The organism is Streptomyces luteoverticillatus (assembly GCF_003970715.1).
GTDB lineage: Bacteria > Actinomycetota > Actinomycetes > Streptomycetales > Streptomycetaceae > Streptomyces > Streptomyces abikoensis.
Genome location: NZ_CP034587.1, coordinates 300,329 through 317,261, shown reverse-complemented (window position 1 = coordinate 317,261; position 16,933 = coordinate 300,329). Strand labels below are relative to the sequence as shown.

The 16,933-nt window shown below is 72.0% G+C and carries 16 protein-coding genes, 1 tRNA gene and 1 pseudogene; 8 read left to right on the top strand and 10 right to left on the bottom strand.

All coding sequences use genetic code 11. The annotated features are described in order from the left end of the window. Positions 1-41 precede the first annotated feature (41 nt). Both EKH77_RS01430 and EKH77_RS01425 read right to left on the bottom strand, forming a co-directional pair. Entirely contained in the window at positions 42-701 is a 660-nt protein-coding gene (locus EKH77_RS01430) for a zinc ribbon domain-containing protein (protein ID WP_206279789.1), read from the bottom strand. A 166-nt stretch (positions 702-867) separates the two neighbouring features. Then, positions 868-1,536, bottom strand: a pseudogene (locus EKH77_RS01425) (NADPH-dependent F420 reductase); the annotation flags it as partial. A gap of 289 nt (positions 1,537-1,825) precedes the next feature. Between EKH77_RS01425 and EKH77_RS01420 the strand changes: the two are divergent. Then, positions 1,826-2,497, top strand: coding sequence for a hypothetical protein (locus EKH77_RS01420; protein ID WP_126912615.1), 672 nt, complete (start codon positions 1,826-1,828; stop codon positions 2,495-2,497). 86 nt (positions 2,498-2,583) lie between these two features. Here EKH77_RS01420 and EKH77_RS01415 read toward each other — a convergent pair whose 3' ends face one another. Next, positions 2,584-3,789 carry a cytochrome P450 gene (locus EKH77_RS01415; protein ID WP_126912614.1) on the bottom strand — a complete coding sequence of 402 codons (1,206 nt, stop codon included), beginning with the start codon at positions 3,787-3,789 and terminating at the stop codon, positions 2,584-2,586. Positions 3,790-3,997: 208 nt separating this feature from the next. Between EKH77_RS01415 and EKH77_RS01410 the strand changes: the two genes are divergently transcribed. Further along, entirely contained in the window at positions 3,998-5,317 is a 1,320-nt protein-coding gene (locus EKH77_RS01410; protein ID WP_126912613.1) for an aldehyde dehydrogenase family protein, read from the top strand. 28 nt (positions 5,318-5,345) lie between these two features. Here the strand turns inward: EKH77_RS01410 and EKH77_RS01405 are convergent, their stop codons facing one another. Next, positions 5,346-5,765, bottom strand: coding sequence for a DUF7144 family membrane protein (locus EKH77_RS01405; RefSeq protein WP_126912612.1), 420 nt, complete (start codon positions 5,763-5,765; stop codon positions 5,346-5,348). A gap of 387 nt (positions 5,766-6,152) precedes the next feature. Here EKH77_RS01405 and EKH77_RS01400 point away from each other — a divergent pair, with 387 nt between their 5' ends. Next, entirely contained in the window at positions 6,153-6,818 is a 666-nt protein-coding gene (locus tag EKH77_RS01400) for a transglycosylase SLT domain-containing protein (protein WP_126912611.1), read from the top strand. A 126-nt stretch (positions 6,819-6,944) separates the two neighbouring features. Next, the gene (locus EKH77_RS01395; protein ID WP_126912610.1) at positions 6,945-8,354 is read left to right on the top strand and encodes a selenium-binding protein SBP56-related protein; all 1,410 of its coding nucleotides are present in this window, start codon (positions 6,945-6,947) and stop codon (positions 8,352-8,354) included. A 49-nt stretch (positions 8,355-8,403) separates the two neighbouring features. On the opposite strand, the gene EKH77_RS01390 is transcribed toward EKH77_RS01395, so the two are convergent. Both EKH77_RS01390 and EKH77_RS01385 read right to left on the bottom strand, forming a co-directional pair. Next, positions 8,404-9,822 (bottom strand): purine-cytosine permease family protein, encoded by a 1,419-nt coding sequence (locus tag EKH77_RS01390; protein WP_240667169.1) that lies wholly within the window; start codon positions 9,820-9,822, stop codon positions 8,404-8,406. 172 nt (positions 9,823-9,994) lie between these two features. Continuing rightward, positions 9,995-10,654, bottom strand: coding sequence for an NADPH-dependent FMN reductase (locus EKH77_RS01385; protein WP_126912608.1), 660 nt, complete (start codon positions 10,652-10,654; stop codon positions 9,995-9,997). 197 nt (positions 10,655-10,851) lie between these two features. Here EKH77_RS01385 and EKH77_RS01380 point away from each other — a divergent pair. Further along, a tRNA-Ala gene (locus EKH77_RS01380) sits at positions 10,852-10,924 on the top strand. Positions 10,925-10,997: 73 nt separating this feature from the next. Here the strand turns inward: EKH77_RS01380 and EKH77_RS01375 are convergent. From EKH77_RS01375 to EKH77_RS01365, 3 genes are all read right to left on the bottom strand, one after another. Beyond that, positions 10,998-11,369, bottom strand: coding sequence for a DUF937 domain-containing protein (locus tag EKH77_RS01375; protein WP_126912607.1), 372 nt, complete (start codon positions 11,367-11,369; stop codon positions 10,998-11,000). A gap of 91 nt (positions 11,370-11,460) precedes the next feature. Next, the gene (locus EKH77_RS01370) at positions 11,461-12,765 is read right to left on the bottom strand and encodes a benzoate/H(+) symporter BenE family transporter (RefSeq protein WP_240667168.1); all 1,305 of its coding nucleotides are present in this window, start codon (positions 12,763-12,765) and stop codon (positions 11,461-11,463) included. Between the two features lie 216 nt (positions 12,766-12,981). Next, on the bottom strand, positions 12,982-13,926 hold the full coding sequence (locus EKH77_RS01365; RefSeq protein ID WP_126912606.1) for a phosphotransferase: 945 nt from the start codon (positions 13,924-13,926) through the stop codon (positions 12,982-12,984). A gap of 128 nt (positions 13,927-14,054) precedes the next feature. Here EKH77_RS01365 and EKH77_RS01360 point away from each other — a divergent pair, with 128 nt between their 5' ends. Both EKH77_RS01360 and EKH77_RS01355 read left to right on the top strand, forming a co-directional pair. Next, on the top strand, positions 14,055-14,408 hold the full coding sequence (locus EKH77_RS01360; protein WP_126912605.1) for an ArsR/SmtB family transcription factor: 354 nt from the start codon (positions 14,055-14,057) through the stop codon (positions 14,406-14,408). Positions 14,409-14,425: 17 nt separating this feature from the next. Continuing rightward, on the top strand, positions 14,426-14,920 hold the full coding sequence (locus EKH77_RS01355; protein WP_126917816.1) for an SRPBCC family protein: 495 nt from the start codon (positions 14,426-14,428) through the stop codon (positions 14,918-14,920). A gap of 103 nt (positions 14,921-15,023) precedes the next feature. On the opposite strand, the gene EKH77_RS01350 is transcribed toward EKH77_RS01355, so the two are convergent. Then, on the bottom strand, positions 15,024-16,427 hold the full coding sequence (locus tag EKH77_RS01350) for an amino acid permease (protein WP_126912604.1): 1,404 nt from the start codon (positions 16,425-16,427) through the stop codon (positions 15,024-15,026). A gap of 139 nt (positions 16,428-16,566) precedes the next feature. Between EKH77_RS01350 and EKH77_RS01345 the strand changes: the two genes are divergently transcribed. After that, the gene (locus EKH77_RS01345) at positions 16,567-16,926 is read left to right on the top strand and encodes an MmcQ/YjbR family DNA-binding protein (protein ID WP_126912603.1); all 360 of its coding nucleotides are present in this window, start codon (positions 16,567-16,569) and stop codon (positions 16,924-16,926) included. The last annotated feature ends 7 nt before the right edge of the window (positions 16,927-16,933 follow it).

Here is a 16,933-nt window from a genome sequence, read left to right as displayed (position 1 = left end):
AGGACTTCATGAGCATTGTGTGACAGGAGGGACGGATGGTCCTATTGGCGTTGGCCGCACGTGGGGCAGAACGTCACGCCGTCCGGCAGCGTGGCCCGGCAGGACGAGCACGAAGCCTGCTGCGCGAGTTCGTAGCCGCAGCCGGGGCAGAACCGGCCCCCGTGGCACTCGGCGCGGCACCGGGGGCAGACGAGCTGGCGCGCCGTCTGCCCGTCCTGCACCTTGCCCTGCCGCTGACCCTCGTCGTACGCCTGCTGCGTCACCATGTCGTTGACGCCCCGCTGCCGGGCCGCCATCATCTCGCCCGCGCTGTCCGGGGCGCAGGTGAAGCACAGGCCCTGCTCCTGGTGCCAGCAGCGGCCGCACACGTACGTGGCGCAGCGCGCGCAGCGGTTGAAATGGCCCTGGGCCGCGCCGATCGCCCGCTGGAACGCCGCGTCGCGCGCGTTCCCCCAGCCCGAGCCGGCCAGCCCCTCGGCGGCGCTGGTGACCCCCCACCACGCTCTGCCGAGCAGCCCCGACGCCGTCCCGATGCCCCGGTTGAGCCACCCGGCGAGCCGCCCGCCCCGGTACGGCTCGAAGGGGGAGCGCCAGGTGTCGTGGCAGCGCCAGCAGTAGAACTCGAACTGGAAACCCGACGCCGTACCGTGCTGCTCGCACAGATCCCGGTAGTTGTTCGCGAAGTAGATCTCCGTGCTCACCCCGTGCTCCCCCATGGACTGGACGGTGGCTCTTCTAGCCCACGACGCCGGTCATGGCGTCGCCGGTTCTGCCGACCGGGGCCGCTTGAGGGGGAATTGCCGTTCGAGGTGGTCAACACGGCCGGACGGGCCGAGACGCCCAGGGCCGTGGAGCCCGGCCCCCGGGTTACGCCCGGAACGCCGCCGGCCGTTCCGGGGACGCCTCGGCGAGAGCCTTGGTGACGGCCTCGACGCCCGCGCGCAGCCCGTAGACGGGGGTGTCGGGCTGCTGGCGCCAGGAGTCGTCGATCCCGCCCGCGTCGACGGTGTCGAAGCCCAGCTCGCCGATGAGCGCGCGGACCGTGCGCTTGGCCGCCTCGTCGTCCCCGGCCACCGGGAGCGCGAGCCGCTCCGGGTCGCCCTCGGGGCGCGGCGCGTCGAGGATGTCCTGGGCGTACGTGCCGTTGAACGCCTTGATCACCGGGTGGCCCAGCTGCCGCTCGACCCAGCGGCTCTCGGTGAGGCCGTCCTCGATGGCGGCGATGAGGCCGTCGCGCTCCTTGGGGTAGTAGTTGTTGGTGTCGATGACCGCGAAGCCCTCCGCGGCCCCCTCGAAGAGACCGGACGGCAGGTCCGGTACGGCCTTCAGCGGGACGGTGACCACCACGACCTCCGCGCCGCGCGCGGCCTCGGTCACGGTGACGGGCGTGGCGCCCGTCTCCTCGGCGAGTTCCGTGAGGGTGTGCGGGCCGCGCGAGTTGGCCACGGACACCTCGTGGCCGAGAGCGGTGAGACGCCGGGTGAGATTGCCGCCGATGTTGCCGGCGCCGATGATGCCGATCTTCATGGAGCGTCCTTCCGAAGTGGGTGACTGTGTGTCGTGTCAGCGGACAACTCCCCGAGCAGGGCGTCTATTCCGCCCCGTGTGTCAGTGACGTTTCGCCGGTGTGACACCGGCGGCGGCACCCGCGACCGGGAGCGCGCGCCGTGCGCCCGCCGGGTGCTGGGGTGCGCCGTCCGCGCCTCCTGGCGACCCGGACGACCGCCGGGGTTGCCTGGGGGCGTCACGTGTCTTCGTGACGTCCCTTCGTGCGCGGTGAGATCCGGCGCAGAGAGCGAAGAGAAAGGAAAGGGGAGACGCGCTCGTGATCCATGTCAGCGAAACACTGATCACCCACTCGGTGGAGGAGTTCCTGACCGCCGAGGAGATCGCCCGGCTCAACAAGCTCGTGGACGCCCACCTCGACGAGGTGCCGTGGACGGTCGCGCGGGCGGCGCGCTACGAGGAGCTGTTCCCGGTGCCGGAGGTCCAGGACGTCCTGGCCGAGGCGGCCCGGCGCGCGCTGCCGGCCGTCCGCCGGGTCGCGCCGTCCCTGGCGGGCTGCACCCCGTGGGGGATGTACCAGGGGGCCGTGGGCGACCGCGTCCCGCCCCATCTGCACGGCCTGGACCGGCACGCGTTCGACGGGCCGCGCCGGGTCGCCCGGCTCGCCGTGGTCGTCCGCGCGGCGGAGCGGGGCGGCGACTTCTTCATCGACACCACCAGCTCCGGGAGCGTGTGGTGCGGCGGCGAGGCCGAGCCGCAGGAGACCGACTTCGCCATGGGCATGCACTTCACCCGCCGCCCCGGGCCGGGGCACGGCGTGCAGGAGGCCGACTGGCTCGCCGGCACGCCACGGGCCCGCTGGACGGTCGACGCGCCCGTCGGCACCGCCGTGGTCTACGGGGCGCAGCTCGTCCACGGCGTGACCCCGGTCGTCCGGGGCACCCTGCGCAAGTTCGTCACCAGCCTGACCGAACCGGCCGGCCACGGCTGACCCGGCCACGGCTGACCCGGCTCCCGCCGGCCGCCCGGCTCGCGTGGCCGGGCGTGCCGTCGGGGCGGCGGAAAGGTTCTGCCCCGCTACCAGGCGACCGGGAGACCCACCGGCCCCCGGATGACGACGTCGGTCTGCCAGCTCACCTCGTCCGCCGGCACCGCCAGCCGCAGCCGGGGGAAGCGGGTGACCAGGTTCGACAGCAGAAGCTCCGCTTCCATCCGGGCCAGCATCGGCGCCACGCAGTAGTGCGGGCCGTGCCCGAAGGCCACGTGCTGCGGTCCCCGGCGCTCGAAGTCGATCCGGTCCGGGTCGTCGTACACCCGCTCGTCGCGGTTGGCGGCGACGTAGGAGACGTAGACGAACTCGCCCGCCCGGATGAGGACTCCGCCGACCTCCACGTCCTCGGTGGCGACGCGCGGCTGCCCGATCGCGTGCTTGTGGGGCACCCAGCGCAGGAGCTCCTCGACGGCCTGGGGGACGAGGGACGGGCGCTCGCGCAGCCGGTCGGCCAGCCCTTCGTGGGTGAGCAGGGCGTACACCATGTTGGCGGCGTTGTTGCGGACGGCGTGCCAGCCGTTGAGCTGGAGGAGGGTGGCGAGGGCGAGGAGCTCGTCCTCGTCGATGCGGCCGGCCGCGACGGCGGCCGCCATCGCGCTCATCAGGTCGTCGCGGGGCGCGACCCGTCGCAGGGCCGCGAGCGCGCGGAAGTAGTCGCGCGCGGACTCCTTGACCCGCTTCACCCGTGCCGCGGCGGCCTCGTCGTGGACCCGGGTGAAGATCACCTGCGTCCACTCGCGCCACAGCGGCCGGTCCGCGGCGGGCACCCCGAGCACCTCGCCGATGATCTCCAGCGGGAACGGCGAGATGACGTACTGGACGAGGTCGGCGGGCGGGCCCGCGCCCTCCAGGTCGTGGATCAGCCGGTCGAGCAGCGCCTGCGCCGGGCCCCGCAGCCGGTCGACGGCGCGCTGGCTGAACGCCGGGGCGACGACGGCCCGTACGCGCGCGTGCTCCGGCGGGTCCGCGTAACTGACGGCGCGGTCCAGGGGGATGGTGTGCCGGGTCATCCGGGGGGCGGAGCGGCCCAGGATGTCGCGGCTGAAGCGGGGGTCCGAGGTGACGAACCGGACGTCGTCGTACCTGGTCACCAGCCAGCAGTCGCCGTCCCCGTGCGGCACCCGGATGCGCGAGACCGGTGCCCGCGACAGGGACTCTCGGAGGAAGGGGTCGAAGTCGAGCGCCGGTACGTCGGCGCAGTCGTAGACCCGGGAGCTGTCGAGGTCGGCCACGACGGCCTCCTTGCATGGAGCAGCTTGTGTCAAAGCTACGCGAGCAGGGATGAAGAGCAAGAGAGCTGACGAAAGGATGATTTTACGAACGCGGTACCCGGTTACTTGACAATTTTAAATGTTGGCTTTTACATCTAAGTGGTTGCTTGAGGACGTCAAGCAACGGTCGGACCGCCGCCCCCGCCCCCGCACCCGAGAACGAGGCACCATGCACCAGCCCGCCCCCGAGCCGCCCGCCGACGCCGTCGCCCGCCTCCGCGCCACCTTCCGCACGGGTCGCACCAAGCCCATGAGCTGGCGCGTCGCCCAGCTCCGCGGCCTGCGCGCCATGCTCACCGACCACCCCGCGGACTTCGTCGAAGCGCTCCACGCGGACCTGGGCAAAAGCTCCTACGAGGCGTTCCGCACCGAGATCGACTTCACCATCCGCGAGATCGACCACACCCTCGACCACCTCGCCGCCTGGCTGCGCCCCGAGCCGGCACCGGTCCCGCCGCACCTCGCGGGCGCGACGGCGTGGACGCAGTACGACCCGCTGGGCGTCGTCCTGGTCATCGCCCCCTGGAACTACCCGGCCCAGCTGCTGCTGACCCCGATGGTGGGCGCGCTGGCCGCGGGCAACGCCGTCGTCGCCAAGCCCAGCGAGCTGGCCCCGGCCACCTCCGCCGTCCTCGCCCGGCTGCTGCCGCGCCACGTCGACCCGGACGCGATCGCCGTCGTCGAAGGCGGGATCCCCGAGACCACGGCGCTGCTGGCCGAACGCTTCGACCACATCTTCTACACCGGCAACGGCGCCGTCGGCCGCGTCGTCATGACCGCCGCGGCCCGGCACCTCACCCCGGTCACCCTCGAGCTCGGCGGCAAGTCCCCCGTGTTCGTCGACCGCGACACCGACCTGGAGGCGGTCGCGGCGCGCCTCGCGTCCGGCAAGTTCCTCAACGCCGGCCAGACCTGCGTCGCGCCCGACTACGTGCTCACCGACCCGGACACGGCCCGCGCGCTCGAACCCGCCCTCATCAGGGCCGTCGAGGCGCTGTACGGCACCGACCCGGCCACGTCCGAGCGGTACGGGCGCATAGTCAACGAGCGCCACTTCGACCGCCTGACCGCTCTGCTCGACTCCGGCCGCGTGGTGACCGGCGGCGACGCCGACCGTGCCACGAAGTACCTGGCACCGACGGTCCTGGCCGACGTCGACCCCGGCTCCCCGGTCATGAGCGAGGAGATCTTCGGCCCCATCCTCCCCGTCGTCACGGTCTCCGGCCTGGACGAGGCCATCGCCTTCATCAACGACCGCGACAAGCCGCTGGCGCTGTACGCCTTCACCGAATCCGACGAGACGCGGCGTCGCCTGGCGTCCGAGACCTCCTCCGGCGGCCTCGGCTTCGGTCTGCCCGTCGCGCACCTCACGGTCTCGGACCTGCCGTTCGGCGGCGTGGGCGAGAGCGGCATGGGGAACTACCACGGCCGCTACTCGATCGAGACGTTCAGCCACCGGAAAGCGGTGCTGGAGAAGCCGCTGGGCTGAGGAAAGCGCCGACGGTACGCCCGCGGCGTCAACCGGGCGGAGACTTCTCGTGCCGGACGACGCACAGGCCCCAGATGACGAAGGCGCAAATGGCGATCACCACGATCGACCAGAGCGGGTAGTAGGGGATGGACAGGAAATTGGCGAGGATGAGCAGCGCCGCCACGGCGATGCCGAGGATCCTGGCCCAGAGCGACACCTTGAACAGCCCGACGCCCACCATGATGGCGAGAATTCCCAGGAGCAGATGAATCCAGCCCCAGCTCGTCGTATTGAATTTGAAGACGTAGTGGGGCGTGGAGACGAAGACGCTGTCATGGACGATGCCCATGAGGCCCCGGAAGAGGTCCAGGAATCCCACGATCAGCATCATCACGGCCGCGAAGAGGGTCAGCCCTTCGGCCGCTGCCTGGGAGCTGTCGGTACGGGGGTCGAGGGGGGATGACATGGGCCCACCTCCTTCTCCTCTCCATCCTCGACCGGGTGCGGAGGGACCGCTACGCGGGGCGGGAAGGCCCGCTCACGTACCGTGCGAAGACGATCGCGGTGGGTGGGGGAAGAGGGTGCGGCGTGTGAGCCCGGCCATGAGACCTGGCTCACCTACGAGGCGGGGTAGTGGCGGGCGTTGTGCCGCGGTGGGGCAAATTGGACATTCGCGAGTGGTCTGAACCTGGTTTTCTTGGGTGTGGCGTAGTAGGTCACACCTTTGCCAGGGCGTTTTTCCGCCGCTAACAATTGCTGAGTCGCACGGCGCCGCTGACCGAGAAACGGCGCTCTTTGTTCGCGCCAATGACGGCCACTGCGACGCAAGCGATTGGAAGGGTTCAGCTCAGTTATGCGCTCCACCATCTCCGGCTATACCGCTCTGCCCAAGGCTCACAAGATCTCCGCCACCGCTGTCCTGGTGGCCGCCGGCGCCGCTGTCGCCCTGGCCGCCGTCCCGGCCACCGCCGCCGAGACCACCGGTGTGAAGACGGTGGCGCAGAACGCCGGCTCCTTCGGTGAGACCCAGCAGGCCGAGCTGGACAAGGCCACCGACGCCGCCGTCGCCCAGGCCCAGGCCACCGCGAAGGCCAAGACCGACGCCGCCAAGGCCGACCAGGACCGCGCGAGCCGTTCCACCGAGCGCGCCGCTCTGAAGCCCGCCGCCAAGCCGGCCGCTCCGGCGAAGAAGGCCTACGCGGACAACCTGGACGGCTGGATCAAGCAGTCCATGGACATCCTGAGCGCCAAGGGCATCCCGGCTTCCTACGACGGCATCAAGCGCAACGTCATGCGTGAGTCCACGGGTAACCCGCGTGCGATCAACGACTGGGACGTCAACGCCGTCAACGGTGTGCCGTCGAAGGGCCTGCTGCAGATCATCGACCCGACGTTCAAGGCGTATCACGTCGAGGGCACCTCCTGGGACATCTACGACCCGGTCGCCAACATCACCGCCTCCTGCGCCTACGCCGCCGACAAGTACGGCTCGATGGACAACGTCAACTCCGCGTACTAAGAGCCACACAACCCCCACGCGTCGCGAAGGGCGGCGGCACCCCACCCCGGGGCGCCGCCGCCCTCGCGCGTATACGCCCGCACGCTCCCTTGGCCCGCCCGCCGGGATGTGGCACCCTCACCGGCCATGGCGGATTCCCTGTCCCACAGCGATCCCACCCTCTACCGCACCCCTGCCGAAGCCGTCGCCGCGCCACCCGAGAAGCTCGCCTACGTCGTGGGTTTCGACCGCACGGCCCGGCGGCCCGACGCGCTGATGACCGTGGACACCGACCCCGGCTCGCCCTCCTACGGGCGCGTGGTGAACACGGCACGGTTACCCAACCTGGGAGACGAGCTCCACCACTTCGGCTGGAACGCGTGCTCCAGCGCGCTCGCCCACGCCTGCCACAGCGACCCCCAGCGACGCTTCCTGATCCTCCCCGGGCTGCGTTCCTCCCGGCTGCACGTCTTCGACACCCGCCCCGACCCGGCCCGCCCGCGCCTGGTGAAGGTGATCGAGGCCGACGAGCTGGCCGCCAAGGCGGGCTACTCGCGCCCCCACACCCTGCACTGCGGCCCCGGCGGGGTCTTCCTCTCCTGCCTGGGCGGCGCCTACGGGGCCGAGGGGCCCGGCGGCGTCGCCCTGCTCGACCACGAGACCTTCGACGTGCTGCGCCCCTGGGAGACCGACCGGGGGCCGCAGCACCTGGCGTACGACGTCTGGTGGCACCTGGGCCACGACATCGCGGTGACCAGCGAGTGGGGCACCCCGTCGATGATCGAGAACGGTCTCGACGCGGAGCTGCTCCTCCGGCGCGGGTACGGCCACGCGCTGCACTTCTGGGAGCTCGGCACCGGTCGTCACCTCCAGCGGGTGGACCTGGGCGACGAGCACCAGATGGTGCTGGAGCTGCGGCCCGCCCACGACCCCGAGGCGACGTGGGGCTTCGCCGGGGTGGTCGTCAGCGTGGCGGACCTGTCCGCGTCCGTCTGGCTCTGGCACCGGGACGGGCAGGCCTTCGCCGTCCGCAAGGTGATCACGATCCCGGCGGAGCCCGCCGCGCCCGAGGACCTGCCCCCGGCGCTCAAGCCGTTCGGGGCGGTCCCACCGCTGGTCACGGACATCAACCTGTCCGTCGACGACCGGTGGCTGTACGTGTCCGCGTGGGGGACCGGCGAGCTCCTCCAGTTCGACGTGAGCGACCCCTTCCACCCCCGGCGGACCGCCTCCGTCCGGCTGGGCGGCATCGTCGGCCGCGAGCCCCACCCCTCGGCCCCGGACGTCCCGCTCACCGGCGGGCCGCAGATGCTGGAGCTCAGCCGCGACGGGCGGCGCGTCTACGTCACGAACTCGCTGTACGGCGCCTGGGACGACCAGTTCTACCCCGGCGGCATCCGGCCCTGGATGGCGAAGCTCGACGCGGACACCGGCCATGGCGGCCTGGCGGCCGACCCGCGCTTCTTCCCCCACGGCGACGACTTCCAGGGCCTGCGCGTCCACCAGACGCGCCTGCAGGGCGGCGACGCCTCGTCCGACTCGTACTGCTTCCGCTGACCCGGCCGCACGGCCGCACGACCCGGCCGGCCCCCGGACGCCCCGTAGGTCACTCCGCGTGCTGCGGGGCGTCCGGCAGCCGCTCCCGGGACGCCCCCGGAGCGTCGGCCGTGTCGTCGTCGAAGGTGGTGGTGCGGCGGGCCCAGGGGTAGTAGACGGCCGAGGTGACGGCCAGGCCGACGATCCAGGAGACGTCCGCGCCGCCGAGCCGGGAAGTCAGCGGGCCCGTGTACAGCTTCGTCGCCAGGAACGGCACCTGGGCGAGGATGCCGAGGGCGTAACAGCTCAGCGCCGGAACGTTCCAGCGGCCGTAGCGGCCGTCCGGGTCGTACAGCGCCGGGACGTCGACGCGCTCGCGCGAGACGAGGTAGTAATCCACCAGGTTGATGGCGCTCCACGGCGTGAACACCGTGAGCAGCAGCAGGATGAAGTTCTTGAAGTTGTCGAGGAAGTCCGCGCTGGCCGCCATCGCGATGACCGTGGCCACCGCCGAGAACCCCGTGATGTACGCGACGCGCGCGGCCGGTGTGATCCGCGAGCGGCCGTCGAAGGCCGTCACCGTCGTCAGGATCGACATGAAGCCGCCGTACGCGTTGAGACAGTTGGCCGTGACCTTGCCGACCAGCACCACCAGATACATGACGTACCCCAGGGCCGCCGGCCCGGCCAGCTCGCCGACGAAGCCGACCTGGTCGGACAGGAACCGGTCCCCGGCGACGGCGGCGATCAGGGCGCCCAGCGACATGGCCCACACGGAGCCGGTGACGGTGCCCGCGAAGGTCGCCCGGAACGTCGCGCGTTCGCTGGTCGAGCGGGGCAGGTAACGGGAGTAGTCGGCCACGTATGGGCCGAACGTCAGCTGCCAGCCGGCGCCGAGCGAGACGGCGAGCAGGAACGTCGCGGCGTCGAAGGGCTTGACGCCGACGTGCGCGGGGACGTCGTAGCGGGTGAACACGGCGACCACGAGATACCCCAGCCCCACGATGCCCGTCACGGTCGCCACCCGGCCGGCGAGGTGGATGAGGCGGTATCCGGCGACGGCGACCACGGCGGTCAGCGCGCCGAACAGCGGAATCCCGAGCGTGGCGTCGGGCAGGTGGAGGATCCTGCGGACGGCCTGCCCGGCCAGCACACTGCCCGTGGCGGCGAACCCCATGTACATGAGGATCACCAGCACGAGCGGGAGCACGGCGCCCAGCACGCCGAACTGCGCCCGGCTGGAGATCATCTGAGGCACCCCCAGCCGTGGCCCCTGGGCGGAGTGGAGGGCCATGACGACGCCGCCGAGCACATTGCCGATCAGCAGGGCCGGGATCGCCCACAGCGCGTCGGCGCCGAAGACCACCGCCAGCGCGCCGTCGACGACCGCCGTGATCTGCATGCTCGCCCCGAACCACAGGGTGAACAGGCCGGCCGGCGAACCGTGCCGCTCCTCCTCGGGTATCGGGTCGATCGTCCGGCGCTCCATGGCGAGAGGCGACGGGGAGGGGGACGGGAGGGGGGACGGAGGCGGTCGCTCCGGCGTCGTCATGGGTGCCACACTCCAGGCTCGCGCGATGTCGCACAGAATCTGGCACGGCGGGAAATCCCACGTCAACGCTTGGGAGCCGGGAGAGGGTTGCGGCGTTCGCGGGCCGTCCTCAGACTTCCGCGCGGTGGGTGATGGGCGCCTCGGAGCGGTCGCCCAGGAACTCGTACCAGCGGCGCTGCAGGCAGACGTAGCGCGTGTCGGCCTCGACGAGTTTGAGGAACGCCTCCACCGTCTCGGTGAGGCGCTGCTGGTGCCCGGGGTCGGCCAGCGACCCGTCCTCCGCGAAGCTGTCGTACGAGCGGGCGAGGCTGAACATGTCCGGGTAGACGCGAGTGCCGAGGTGCTCCAGAGGTACCCGCAGCGCCCATAGCCCCCGGTTGCCGCCGACGAGCGACGGGGAGGCGGAGACGAGCAGCGCGTGTTTGGTCTTGAACGCCTGCGGCTGTACGCGGGAGACCCAGTCGATGGCGTTTTTGAGGATGCCGGGCACCGAGGCGTTGTACTCGGGGGAGGAGATGACGAGGGCGTCGGCGCCCTCCATCCGTTCGTGCAGCGCGAGCGCGCCGGCCGGGATGCCCCCGGCCTCCTCCGCGTCCCCGTCGTACAGCGGCATGTCGAAGTCGCGCATGGTGGCGAGGTCGGCGTCGGCCCCGGCCTCGGTGATCAGCCGGGCCACCAGGGAGGCGAGGCGGGCGTTGGTCGATCCGGCCCGTAGCGCGGCGCCGAAGACGAGGACTCGCAGGGGGCCGGGTCGGACGTCCGTGGCCATGAATCCGTCCTTCCGGCGTGTGCGGCACGCGCCCGGCAGGGCGCCGTCCGGACCAGTCTGCTCCCGGGGCGGGCGGCGCGCGAGGGGGCTGGGCCTTCCGGGCGAGGCACCGATTTGGTGGAAGGGCAGGGCAGCCGTGTAATGTTCTCCGTGTCGCCAGGGAAACCGCGAGGGAGACCGGGCGGACAACGGAACAAGGGGCTATAGCTCAGTTGGTAGAGCGCCTGCATGGCATGCAGGAGGTCAGGAGTTCAATTCTCCTTAGCTCCACAGTGGACCGAGAGGCCGCCCATTACGGGCGGCCTCTCGGTCGTTCACGCAGGTCGTTCACGCATGGGACGCGTCAGCGCTTCCGGCGCTTCGCGATCGTCGTCATCACCACGGGGAGCAGCAGCTCCAGCGCCTTGGCGACCGTGGCGGGCGGCAGCCCCGTCCGCTTCGCGACGGCCTCGGCCACCGGTCGTGTGATCTTGCTGAGGACGCCGGACATCAGTCCGCCGCCCAGGCCGCCCGCCAGTCCGCCGCCGAGCCCGCCGAGGCCGAGGGCCCCACCGGGCGGCCCGCCCCCGGTCAGTTCGGCGGGGAGCTCGTCGACCGTGGCCGCCACGACCTGTTTGGCGCCCTCGGTGTCGGTGCCGAGCTCCTGGGCCAGTTCCTCGATCCGGTCGTCCCCCAGCTCGTCGAGCACGTCGGCTCGCAGCGAGTCATCTGCCATGCCGTCGACACTACGCCGACGCGTCGGCCTCGGTACCCAACGCGCTACCCGCCATGCCGGTGACGCCCGAGCGGGGGTCGGCGACCGCCGGTCAGGCGCCCGCCGTCGCCCGCTCACCGCGCCGCCCGAGCGTCAGCAGCACATGCGTGGCGACGCCGAGGACCAGCCCCCAGAAGGCCGAGCCGATGCCGAGGAGGGTGACGCCGGAGGCGGTGGCCAGGAAGGTGACCAGCGCGGCCTCCCGGTCCCGCTCCTCCTTCACCGCGCCCGCCAGGCCGCCCGCGAGGGCCCCGAAGAGGGCGACTCCGGCGATCGCGGCGACGAGCTCCTTCGGCAGGCCGGCGAAGAACGCCACGAGGGTCGTGCCGAAGGACCCGACGAGGAGGTAGAAGGCGCCGCACGCGACCCCGGCGACGTAGCGGCGGCGCGGGTCGCGGTGGGCCTCGGGGCCGGTGCAGATGGCGGCGGTGATGGCCGCGAGGTTGACGGCGTGCGACCCGAAGGGCGCGAGCAGCGTGGAGACGATGCCGGTGGAGCCGATCAGCAGCCGGTCCTTCGGCGCGTAGCCCGACGCGGTGAGCACCGCCATGCCGGGGGCGTTCTGCGACGCCAGCGTCGCCAGGGTCAGGGGCACCGCGATCCCGATCAGGGAGGCGACGGAGAACGCGGGCGTGGTGAACACCGGCCGGGCGAGCTCGATGTGGTCGAGCCGGATGTGGACGCGCGACGTGGCCGTGGCGCACAGCGCCCCCGCGGCGAGCGCCAGCAGCACCGCGTACCGGGGGAGCCACCGCTTGCCGAGCAGATAGGCGAGCAGCACGGCCCCGGCGATCCAGGGCGCCGTCCGCAGGGAGGTGAACACGCCGGTGCCGAAGGAGAAGAGGATGCCCGCGAGCATGGCCGAGACCACCGCCGTGGGCACCTGCCGCATCAGCCGCCCGAACACCCCGGTCAGTCCGACCAGGCTGATGAGCAGGCCCGTGACGACGAACGCGCCGACCGCCTCCGCGTACGAGTACGCGCCGAGGCTGGTGACGAGCAGGGCCGCGCCCGGCGTCGAGAAGGCCGTGATGACCGGCATCCGCGTGACGAGGCTGAGGGCGATACAGGTCAGGCCGCTGCCTATGGATATGGCCCAGATCCAGGACCCGGTGTGCGCGGTGTCGAGGCGTCCCGCCGACGCGGCGGCGAGCACGATGACGAGGGGTCCGGAGTAGGAGACGACGACGGCCACGAACCCCGCGAGGACGGCGGACAGCGACATGTCGCGCGCGAGCCGAGGGCGGTCCTCCGCCGGTCTCCCGGCCGGTGGTGAAGCGGCGGCCGGTGACGCGGCGGCTGGTGACGTGTCGGCAGCGGCGTCGAGGGTGCCGGTGTCACGGGATTCGGTGCTCACGAGATGTCCTCCGTCGCGCGGTTCCACTGACTGCTCGGCCGGCCGCGGGCCCGGCGGGGGCCTCGGGGCCGACCGGAGTCGATGGCCCGGACGGCGCTCCGGCGACCGGAGCGTCCCCCACCTCGCACGCGGCGACCGTCGCACGGCAGCGTAGTGCCCCCGACGGCTCCGGCCCGGGTGGTGATCGTTACATCACGGCAGCCCTGGCCCGGGGGCTCACCCCAGGCGCCGGGCCAGCCACCGCAGGGCCGCCGTCCCCTGGGCGGCCTGGAAGGCCCGGAGGGTCGGCAGGCCGGGCGGGTCGGGCAGGAGCGACTGGCGGACGAAGTACCCGGCCACCGCGGCCAGCACCGAGGTCACGCCCTCCGGGTCGGCGGCCCGGCCCAGGGGGTGCGTGGTGAAGACGGACTCCGGGTCGGGGCCGCCCTGGGACGCGACGCTGGGCAGCATCACCAGCAGGTCGTACCAGGGGGCGGCCCGCAGCGCGTGGGGCCAGTCGACGAACACCACCCGGTCGTCGGTGAGCAGGATGTTGTCGGCGCGCAGGTCGCCGTGGGCGAGGCTGTCGCCGGTGGCGGGCTCCGCCCAGCCGGACTCCAGGCCGGCCAGCAGCGCGAGCCGGTCGGCCGCCCACGGGTCGAGGCGCGTGGTGTCGCCCGCGGCGAGCAGGGTCCGCCAGCCGGTGAACGCCTCCGCCTCGCTCTCGGCCACGGCGGGCACCTCGAACGGGGCCGGGGTCATGGCCCGGCTCAGCCCGTCGACGGCCGCGAGGACCCGGTCCAGCTCGGCGGGGAGCCAGGGGACGCGGGGCTGCCGGCCCGCGACGTCCTCGAGGAGCAGGGCGACCCAGGTCCCGTCGTCGTACGTGCCGAGCAGCCGTGGCGCGGGGGCGCCGGGCGGCATGGCGGCGCTGTTGCGGGCCTCGGCGCGGTGCAACCGGGGGCTGTGGGCGTTCGTCTCGGCGCTGACGGCCTTGACGAATGCGCGCCGGCCGTCGGCGAGCCGGACCCGGGCGGCGACGCCCGGTGAGAAACCGCCGCTCTGGCTGTGCGCCTCGACGACGCGCCCGCCCAGCGCGTTCTCCAGGGCGCGGCGCACGGCGGGCGGCAGGTCGGCCCAGGGCCGGCGGACGCCGGTGGCCGGGGGTGCGATCGTCTCCATCTCCGTATGGTTCGCCACGGGACGGGCCCGGGCCAACGGGTTTTCCCCCACAAGCGGGTTTCCCCCACAAGGGTCGAGTTCCTTGATCGATATGACATGTAGGAAATTTCCTACCTATAGTCGTCTCCATGAACACCACTCCCATCGGTACCAAGGCACCGGAGGATCGCGTCTTCGCGGCCCTGGCCAGCCCGGTGCGCCGTGAGGTGCTGCGGCTGCTGCGGGAGCGCGGGCCGCAGCCCGTCGCGGAGCTGGCGGGCCACTTCGACATGGCGAGACCCAGCTTCTCCGAGCACCTGCGGGTGCTGCGCGAGTGCGGGCTGGTGAGCGAGAACAAGGTGGGCCGGCAGCGCTTCTACGAGCTGGAGGCCGCGCCCCTCTTCGAGGTGCAGGAGTGGCTGCATCCATATGAGCGCTTCTGGCGCGACAAGCTGTCCGCCCTGCGGACGGTGCTCGACGAAATGGAGGACGAGGAGTCATGAACGAGCGAGGAGCCATCATGAACGAGCACGGCACGAACGAGCACGGCGTGGACGAGCGCGACGACCTGACCGCGGTGCGGGTCGACGAGTTCCTGCCGCACCCGCCCGCCAAGGTGTGGCGGGCCCTGACCGAGCCCGAGCTGCTCGCCCAGTGGCTGATGCCCGGCGACTTCCGCCTGGAGGTCGGCCACCGGTACACCCTGCGGGCCGTCGCCATCCCCGCCACGGGCTTCTCCGGCACGATCGCGGCCGAGGTCCTGGCCTTCGAGGACGGCAAGATGCTGCGGATCGGCTGGCGGGACGCCGACCCGGAGAACGGCGCCGACGTCGACTGGACGATCACCTGGACCCTTGAGCCGGAGGGCCGGGGCACCCGGCTCTTCCTGGACCACGAGGGCTTCGACCCGGACAACCCCCTCCAGCAGAAGGCGCGCGCCATCATGAGCGGCGGCTGGCGCAGCCACGTCATGCGCTCCCTGCTGACCTGCCTCGACGGCATGGAGGACGCCTAGTCCGCCATAGCCCGTGCCGAGAGGCAAAAGGCCCGAGGCCGGTTCCCGTGCGAAACGGGAACCGGCCTCGGACGGTTCTTCAGGGAAGGCGCGGAGGGCGCGGTCAGTGCGCCACGGCGGCCCGCTGGCGCGCGTAGCCCACGGCGGCCAGGGCCACCGCCAGACCACCGGTGAAGTACAGCTGCACCCGGGTGTCGGCGTCGAGGGCCATGAGGGCCAGCGCCCCGACCACCCCGGCCAGCGTCACCCACGTCAGATACGGGAAGCCCCACATCCGCACCGTCAGACGCTCGGGCGCCTCGCGCTCCAGCCGGCGGCGCAGCCGCAGCTGGGAGACGGCGATGAAGCCCCACACCACCAGGACGACCCCGCCGACCATGTTCAGCAGCCAGGCGAAGACCGTGGTGGGGTACCAGTACGACAGCAGGACGGCGACGAAGCCGAACGCGGACGACGCGAGCACCGCGCGGCGCGGCACGCCGCCGGAGACCCTGCCCAGGGCCTTGGGGCCCTGGCCGCGCGCGACCAGCGAGTAGGCCATGCGCGAGGCGCCGTAGATGTTGGCGTTCATGGCCGACAGCAGGGCGATCAGGACGACCACGTTCATGATCTGGCCGCCGCCCGGGACGCCCAGCCGGTCGAGCACGGCCGCGTACGGGCCGTTCTCGGTGACGGACTTGTCGTTCCACGGGATGAGCGTGACGATGACGAGCATCGAGCCGACGTAGACGATGCCGATGCGCCACATCGTCGTCCGCACGGCCTTGGCCACGCCGCGCACCGGGTCCTCGGACTCGGCGGCCGCGATGGTCACCGTCTCCAGGCCGCCGTACGCGGCGAGCGAGGCCAGCAGGCCGATGAGCAGCCCGTCCACGCCCGTGGGCAGGAACCCGCCGTCGCCGGTGAGGTGGGCGGCGCCGGGGGAGTCCGTGCCGGGCAGGACGCCCAGGACGGCGAGGGTGCCGAGGATCAGGAAGAGCCCGATGGCGCCGATCTTCAGGGTGGCGAACCAGAACTCGAACTCGCCGAAGTGCGCGACCGCGCCCAGGTTGGTGCCGCAGAACAGCGCCATGAAGAGCAGGACCCACAGCCAGGACGGGGTGCCCGGCAGCCAGCCCTGCACGATGTGGGCCGCGCCGATCGCCTCGATCGCCACGCCCACGACGAGCAGGGTCCAGAACATCCAGCCCGCGGTGAAGCCGGCCCACGGGCCGATCGCCCGGTCGGCGTGCACGGAGAAGGAGCCGGAGGCCGGATTGGCGGCGGACATCTCGCCGAGCATCCGCATCACGAACATCACGAGCAGGCCGGACACGGCGTACGCGAGCACGATCGACGGGCCGGCGGCGGCGATGCCGGCGCCCGAGCCGACGAAGAGGCCCGCGCCGATGACGCCACCGAGGGCGATCATCGAAAGGTGCCGCTGCTTGAGCCCGTTCGACAGCGGGGAGCCCTGCTGAGGAGTGCTCTCCACCGGCGGGGGAGGCGATGTGAGTGTCCGGCTCATGGTCGTACCTGTCCATTATCCGAGATCGGGAAGTCTCGAGTATGGAGAAGCGGGCGCGGGCCCGGCCGGGGCGTCCGATATCCGGACGGTCGCCTCACGCAGGGTGATCGTCGGACAGCGCGCGCATTAATGTGGAGCCATGATCAATGCTGATGACATCCGCCGTATCGCGTTGTCCCTGCCGGAAACCGCGGAGAAGGAGGCGTGGAGCATGCCCACCTTCCGCGTCGCGGGAAAGATGTACATCACGATCCCCGACGACCAGACGTCCTTCGCCGTCCGCTGCCCGAAGCACGAGCGGGCCGAGCTGATCGCGGCCGAGCCGGAGAAGTTCTGGGTGCCGCCGCACGAGGCGAGCTCCTCGTGGGTGCGGGTGCGCCTCGCCGCCCTGGAGGACATGGACGAGCTGCGCGACATCCTCGTGGACTCCTGGAAGCAGGCGGCGCCCGAGCGGCTGCTGGAGGCCCTGCCCGCCGCCCCGCGCCCCGGCGACGCCTGATGCCGTC